General features: G+C 46.4%; 7 protein-coding genes. 4 read left to right on the top strand and 3 right to left on the bottom strand.

Going from position 1 to position 6,625, the window contains the following annotated elements; translation table 11 throughout:
* Nucleotides 1-8 precede the first annotated feature (8 nt).
* Both Q4Q57_RS19385 and rhlB read right to left on the bottom strand, forming a co-directional pair.
* Entirely contained in the window at nucleotides 9-935 is a 927-nt protein-coding gene (locus Q4Q57_RS19385) for an exopolyphosphatase (RefSeq protein ID WP_311891765.1), read from the bottom strand.
* A complete protein-coding gene (rhlB, locus tag Q4Q57_RS19390) occupies nucleotides 936-2,252 on the bottom strand; it encodes an ATP-dependent RNA helicase RhlB (RefSeq protein WP_311891766.1) in 1,317 nt (438 codons plus the stop codon).
* Between the two features lie 152 nt (nucleotides 2,253-2,404).
* Between rhlB and trxA the strand changes: the two genes are divergently transcribed.
* Both trxA and rho read left to right on the top strand, forming a co-directional pair.
* Complete coding sequence (gene trxA, locus Q4Q57_RS19395) at nucleotides 2,405-2,731, top strand: thioredoxin TrxA (protein ID WP_006083360.1); 327 nt, start codon at nucleotides 2,405-2,407, stop codon at nucleotides 2,729-2,731.
* 209 nt (nucleotides 2,732-2,940) lie between these two features.
* Nucleotides 2,941-4,206: a transcription termination factor Rho gene (gene rho, locus Q4Q57_RS19400; RefSeq protein ID WP_006083361.1), complete on the top strand. Its 1,266-nt coding sequence runs from the start codon at nucleotides 2,941-2,943 to the stop codon at nucleotides 4,204-4,206.
* Between the two features lie 55 nt (nucleotides 4,207-4,261).
* Here rho and Q4Q57_RS19405 read toward each other — a convergent pair whose 3' ends face one another.
* A complete protein-coding gene (locus Q4Q57_RS19405; RefSeq protein WP_311891767.1) occupies nucleotides 4,262-5,188 on the bottom strand; it encodes a LysR family transcriptional regulator in 927 nt (308 codons plus the stop codon).
* 134 nt (nucleotides 5,189-5,322) lie between these two features.
* On the opposite strand from Q4Q57_RS19405, the gene Q4Q57_RS19410 reads away from it, so the two are divergent.
* Nucleotides 5,323-6,345: a zinc-binding alcohol dehydrogenase family protein gene (locus tag Q4Q57_RS19410; protein ID WP_311891768.1), complete on the top strand. Its 1,023-nt coding sequence runs from the start codon at nucleotides 5,323-5,325 to the stop codon at nucleotides 6,343-6,345.
* On the top strand, nucleotides 6,342-6,625 hold a 284-nt coding region (locus Q4Q57_RS19415), incomplete at its 3' end, for a putative quinol monooxygenase (RefSeq protein ID WP_311891769.1). The genes Q4Q57_RS19410 and Q4Q57_RS19415, both read left to right, overlap by 4 nt.

Here is a 6,625-nt window from a genome sequence, read left to right on the forward strand (position 1 = left end):
GAGAAAGATTAGCTCGCTTCGTCAATAATTCGCTGAGCTAACATCACTAAAACGCCTTCACGTAATGCGCCACCAGATAAGGCTAAATGCTCTATCCCCAGCAACTCAAACAAAGCCAACAAAATAGCGACACCCGCTGCAAAAGTCGGTGCCCGCTCGCTACAAAGCCCAGCGATCCCCGTTAAGCCAATGTCTTCTTGTGCGAGAATTTCAGCCTTCAACTGAGTGAGCACATCGAGTGTTATCGTTTCAGATAAGCCACGGTGAAGCAGGACTTCAACCACAGATTGCACCGCGCCAGAGGCGCCAACAACACAATGCCAGCCTAGATCGCGTAGGGTTTGTCTATGCTCAGCTAATGCGGTTAGCACTTGCTGCTTAGCATCATCAAAATCTAACTGCTGCAGCGGTAAGCTACTAAAAAATTGGCGATTATAAGTCACGCTACCAAAGGGCAAACTGGTTTTGAACAACACTTGATGCCCATCACCGATAATAAACTCAGTACTCGCCCCGCCGATATCTATCACTAAACGGCGCCCTTGACCACAGGTGGTTGCCACCATACCTTGATAGATAAGCTCAGCTTCACGCATGCCTGAGATGATTTCAATTGGATGACCAAGGAGTGGCAATGCACGCCGATTAAACTCATCGGCATTGCTGATGCTGCGAAGTGTTGCGGTAGCAATAACAGCCACATGATGTGCTTCAATCTTATGTTGCACCAACATTTGGGCAAACATACTCAAACAGTCGAGGCCGCGCTGCATCACGTCATGGCTTAAGTTTCCATCGTCGCCTATGCCTTCGGCAAGCCTCACCTTACGTTTATATTTCGCAATAATATGCGGCTGACCACCACGCGTTTTGGCGATCAGCATATTAAAACTATTTGAGCCTAATGTTATAGCGGCATAAGCGGGTGTTGGCATTTACGAATGTCTACGTGTCCTATCATGACGAGGAGGGCGAGCACCACTGCGTTGCGCACCAGGGCGACTTGTCCCAGAACGATCGCGCAGGTTTCGAGTGCCGCTCGGGTGTTTACGGTGGATCTTCGCTGGCGTTGGAATATCGGCCAATAAAGCTTCACTGTCGTAATTACTCACTGGAATCGAATGATTAATATAGCTTTCGATTGCTGGCAAGTTTAGCGCGTACTCTTCACAGGCAAAGCTTATTGACATGCCCTTATTACCCGCGCGACCCGTACGACCGATTCGGTGCACATAGTCCTCACAATCATCAGGTAAATCATAGTTATACACGTGTGATACGTCAGAAATATGTAAACCGCGAGCCGCGACATCGGTAGCAACCAATATATCTAATTGGCCACAGGTAAACTGCTCAAGGATACGAATACGTTTTTTCTGTGGCACATCACCCGTTAACAAACCCACGCGATGTCCGTCACCTTCAAGCCAAGACCAAAGCGTTTCACAGCTGTGCTTAGTGTTAGAGAAAACGATGGCTTTTTCTGGCCAATCTTCTTCAATCAAGGTCAACAGCAAACGCATCTTCTCTTCTTGCGAAGGATAGAAGATTTCTTCTTTGATGTTTTTGGAGGTTTTTTCTTCAGGGGCGATTTCGACTTTAACTGGCTCGTTCATATGATCGTAAGCCAGCTCTTGCACTTTCATCGACAAGGTTGCCGAAAATAGCATATTAAGACGTTGATTTGCCTCAGGCATACGTCTAAACAAGAAGCGGATATCTTTGATAAAACCTAGATCGAACATACGATCGGCTTCATCTAATACTACAGCCTGAATCGAATTCAGACCGATAATGCCTTGGCGAACGTAGTCGATAATTCGACCCGTAGTACCAATCAAGATATCAACACCTTGATCTAATACTTTACGCTGTACATCGTAACTTTCGCCGCCATAAACAATACCCACCTTTAAGTGAGTGTGTTTAGCGAGTAAAATCGCATCTTTAGCAATCTGAATCGCCAGTTCGCGAGTCGGGGCCATAATGATGGCGCGGGGCTGATTAATCAGTCGACCTTCAGGTACGGGAGTCGATAATAAGTGATTAAAAGTGGCGACCAAAAAGGCCATTGTCTTGCCAGTGCCCGTTTGTGCTTGACCAGCGATATCTTTTGATTGAAGTAATACAGGCAGTGATAACGCCTGGATCGGCGTACAAAATTCGAAGCCATTCTCGGCAAGGGCCTGTTTAACCTCAGGATGTAGAGGTAGGTCGGCAAACCTTTGGGTAGATAGATGTGTTTCGCTCATAGCGCAAGCTTACCTGTTGAGGTTGCAATAAGATACTCGATCGTTTGAAATAGCCACATTGTAAAAAGGTAACTTGAAAAGCTATTTTTCAGCCCCAATATACATGGTAAGCCATTAACAAACCAGCAATGGCACCCAAACTGGAGAACATCATGAGCGATAAAATTATATACCTGAGTGACGACAGCTTCGAAAACGACGTATTAAAGTCTGATTTGCCAGTATTGGTAGACTTCTGGGCCGAGTGGTGTGGTCCTTGTAAAATGATCGCTCCAATTTTAGACGATGTGTCTGAAGAATATGCAGGCCGCGTGACTATCGCTAAATTAAACGTTGACCAAAACAATGTTTCTCCAGCGAAATATGGCGTTCGTGGCATCCCAACTTTACTGTTATTCAAGAACGGCGAATTAGCCGCAACTAAAGTTGGTGCGCTATCAAAAACGCAATTAAAAGAGTTTATCGACGCGCAAATCTAATTTGATGTCGTAATGAGTGACCTCCGGCACAAGCTATAAATTAATTGTGCCGGAATTTCCCTAAATTTCTGGACGCCCCGCTTTGTTAGTGCTACTTTAATAACCAGATTCTTTCTAATAACCTCTTCTCGCTCGTCAATCACTATCCTGAATTACATCCTTACTGATTGATCGCGGTAAGCTTTGTCGCGTAACACAAGACCCCCAAAATGAACTTAACTGAATTAAAAGACACGCCGATTTCTGACCTAGTCTCGCTAGCTGAAAATATGAAGCTCGAAAATATGGCCCGCGCTCGCAAGCAGGACATTATTTTCTCAATCCTTAAAGCCCACGCAAAAAGTGGAGAAGACATTTTCGGTGGTGGGGTATTAGAAATACTCCAAGACGGTTTCGGCTTCTTACGCAGCTCAGACGGTTCTTATTTAGCTGGTCCAGATGACATCTATGTCTCACCAAGCCAAATTCGCCGCTTCAACATGCGAACGGGTGATACCATTTTTGGTAAAATTCGCCCACCGAAAGAAGGCGAGCGTTATTTTGCCCTATTGAAAGTCAACGAAGTTAACTTCGATAAACCTGAAAACTCCCGTAATAAAATCCTCTTTGAAAACTTAACCCCACTCCACGCAGAAGAACGTATGCGTATGGAGCGTGGCAACGGCTCAACTGAAGATATTACCGCACGTATTCTGGATTTATGCTCACCGATTGGTAAAGGTCAACGTGGTTTGATCGTTGCACCACCAAAAGCCGGTAAAACGCTATTACTTCAAGGTATTGCTCAAAGCATCAGCTACAACAACCCAGAAGTGGTGTTGATGGTATTGTTGATCGACGAACGTCCAGAAGAAGTAACCGAGATGCAACGCCTCGTTAAAGGTGAAGTAATCGCATCAACCTTCGATGAGCCAGCCAGCCGTCACGTTCAAGTTGCCGAAATGGTGATTGAAAAAGCCAAACGCTTGGTTGAACACAAGAAAGACGTGGTTATCCTACTCGATTCTATTACTCGTCTAGCCCGTGCCTATAACACTGTTATCCCGTCATCGGGCAAAGTGTTAACCGGTGGTGTGGATGCAAACGCCCTGCACCGTCCAAAACGCTTCTTCGGTGCGGCACGTAACATCGAACACGGCGGCAGCTTGACCATTATCGCCACTGCTTTGGTTGATACTGGTTCTAAGATGGACGAAGTGATCTACGAAGAATTTAAAGGTACAGGTAACCAAGAGCTGCATCTGTCACGTAAAGCGGCAGAAAAGCGTGTGTTCCCAGCCATTGATTTCAACCGTAGTGGTACGCGTCGTGAAGAAAAACTCACGACTCAAGAAGAACTGCAAAAGATGTGGATCCTGCGTAAGATTTTAAATCCTATGGATGAAGTCAGCGCAATGGAATTCTTAATCGACAAATTGGCTATGACCAAGACTAACGAAGAATTCTTTACCGCCATGAAACGCGCTAAGTCTTAATCTCAGCGAGTCGCTACAAAAAGCCGCATCATGCGGCTTTTTTGTTTCTTAAATCCTAAGATTTTTTTACTGCCAATATTTTACCTAAGCTTTTACTCAAAGCCTGTGTGCGCTGCCGCAGCATTTCCCGCAGCAATAAGACGACAGGCGTCACATGCTCGCGTCCTGGGCACACTAAGTACAAATCGACTGGCTCACCTTGATACTCAGGCAACAATCGTACTAACCGCCCTGAAATTAAATCATCGGCCAGATCTAGACTCGACTTAAAGACCAATCCTTTACCCGCCACAGCCCAGCGACGAGCAATTTCTGCATCGTTAGCACTGCGGTTGCCCGTGACACGCACTTTATATTCTTGGCCGTCGCGCCTAAATTGCCATTGGTCATGGGTTCGCTCATCTAACTTATAAAACAAACAATTATGATCTATCAGCTGCTCTAAGGAGTCCGGCACACCAAACTCGGCCAGATACTCTGGCGAGGCGCACAAGACACGATCAATACTACAGAGCGGAAATGCCACTTGGTTAGAGTCCTGCGGTTTGCCGTAACGCACAGCGACATCAATTTTATCGTGATAAAAGCTGCTGATATTGTCGCCAAGGTGCAAACGCACTTGCAGTTGTGGAAAATCGAGCAAGAACTCATCGAGCCAAGGCACAAACAGATTACGGCCAAAATCCGAAGACACAGACAGACTCAAGGTGCCGGATATCTTACCTTTATCACTGGCGATGGCCTGCTCGCCGAGCGCTAAATCGCTTAAGGCTCGTCGACAATGAATAAGATAACGCTCACCTTGCACAGTCAAACGTAAGCTGCGGGTAGTGCGGATAAATAAGCTAGTATCGAGCTGTTTTTCAAGCCGTTTTATTGCTGCACTGGCAGAAGCGGCGGAAATATCCATCTCGGCCGCAGCGGCAGAAATATTGCCACAATCGGCGACCCGCACGAACAAAGCTAAATCATTAATCAACATGATTATCAAAAATCCTTTGAAAAAATTACAAACTTTACCCTGTTTATCTCTTAGCTAATATTCCACACAATGGCAACACGATACAAGTACACTCAAACAGATCGACTCCAGCCAGTACACCCAGAGGAATAGACATGAAAGCCATTGGTTACCAAACTGCAGGTGCAATCACAGCACCCAATGCATTAGAAGACATCACGTTAGCCGAACCGACGGCAACAGGTTTTGACCTCTTGGTGGAAGTCAAAGCCATTTCCGTCAATCCGGTCGACACTAAAATCCGCGCATCTAGCTCGGCACCTGCGGGCGAATATAAGATCATCGGCTGGGATGCCGTCGGCGTCGTCAAAGCAGTTGGCGAAAACGTCAGTCTTTTCAACGTCGGCGATGAAGTGTGGTACGCGGGCGATATTAGCCGCAGCGGCAGTTATGCCCAATATCAATTGGTTGATGAGCGAATTGTCGGCCATAAACCTAAGAGTTTAACTTATGCCCAAGCGGCGGCATTACCCTTAACCGGAATTACAGCATGGGAGATTCTATTCGACCGCTTAGGTCTACCCCAAGATGGTTCGGCAACTGACGCCCGTATTTTAATTATCGGCGCGGCAGGTGGCGTTGGCTCTATCATCACTCAGCTGGCGGTAAAACTCACAGGGGCAGAGGTGATTGGCACTGCTTCTCGCCCAGAATCCACCGCTTGGGTGCAAAAACTCGGCGCCGATGCGGTCATAGACCACACTAAATCGCTCTCGGGCGAACTTGCCAATATTGGCATTACTGATGTGACCCATGTGATTAGCCTGACCCAAACCGATCAACACTTTGATGAGATCGTACAAGTGCTTAAGCCACAAGGGAAACTGGCGCTAATCGATGATCCTAAAGGCCCATTAGATGTGATGAAACTCAAGCGCAAGAGCCTGTCATTACATTGGGAGCTGATGTTTACCCGTAGTCTTTATCAAACCGAGGATATGGTAGCCCAGCATCACTTGCTCAATCGCTTAAGTGCCCTTATCGATACAGGCGAGTTACAGAGTACGTTCGGTGAGCACTACGGCACCATTAATGCCCAAAACTTAATCAAGGCTCACGCTCAGATAGAGTCAGGCAAAGCAATAGGTAAAATTGTTTTGGAAGGTTTTAGCCAATGAAAATAACGGTATTTGCCCAAATCATAGCGAATCAAGGCCAAAGCGACGCGCTATTTAAGATACTCAAGCAACTCGTGACGGACACGCATACCGAGGCTGGCTGCATCGAATACAAGCTGCATCACTCATTGGATGATGAAAATATCTTCTGGATGTACGAAATTTGGCAATCCCAAGCGGCATTGGATGATCATATGGCGAGTGCGCATTTCCAAGCATTTGTCGCCCAAACGGCAGACTTAATCAGTCGAGCTGACATCCATAAAAGCTACGCCTGTTA

Source organism: Shewanella sp. SP2S2-6, from assembly GCF_031931965.1.
Taxonomy (GTDB): Bacteria; Pseudomonadota; Gammaproteobacteria; order Enterobacterales; family Shewanellaceae; genus Shewanella; species Shewanella baltica.

Excerpts from the sequence above, each read along its gene's own strand:
- Q4Q57_RS19385 (WP_311891765.1), bottom strand. The coding sequence starts at position 935 with ATGCCAACACCCGCTTATGCCGCTATAACATTAGGCTCAAATAGTTTT.
- rhlB (WP_311891766.1), bottom strand. The coding sequence starts at position 2,252 with ATGAGCGAAACACATCTATCTACCCAAAGGTTTGCCGACCTACCTCTA.
- trxA (WP_006083360.1), top strand. The coding sequence starts at position 2,405 with ATGAGCGATAAAATTATATACCTGAGTGACGACAGCTTCGAAAACGAC.
- rho (WP_006083361.1), top strand. The coding sequence starts at position 2,941 with ATGAACTTAACTGAATTAAAAGACACGCCGATTTCTGACCTAGTCTCG.
- Q4Q57_RS19405 (WP_311891767.1), bottom strand. The coding sequence starts at position 5,188 with ATGTTGATTAATGATTTAGCTTTGTTCGTGCGGGTCGCCGATTGTGGC.
- Q4Q57_RS19410 (WP_311891768.1), top strand. The coding sequence starts at position 5,323 with ATGAAAGCCATTGGTTACCAAACTGCAGGTGCAATCACAGCACCCAAT.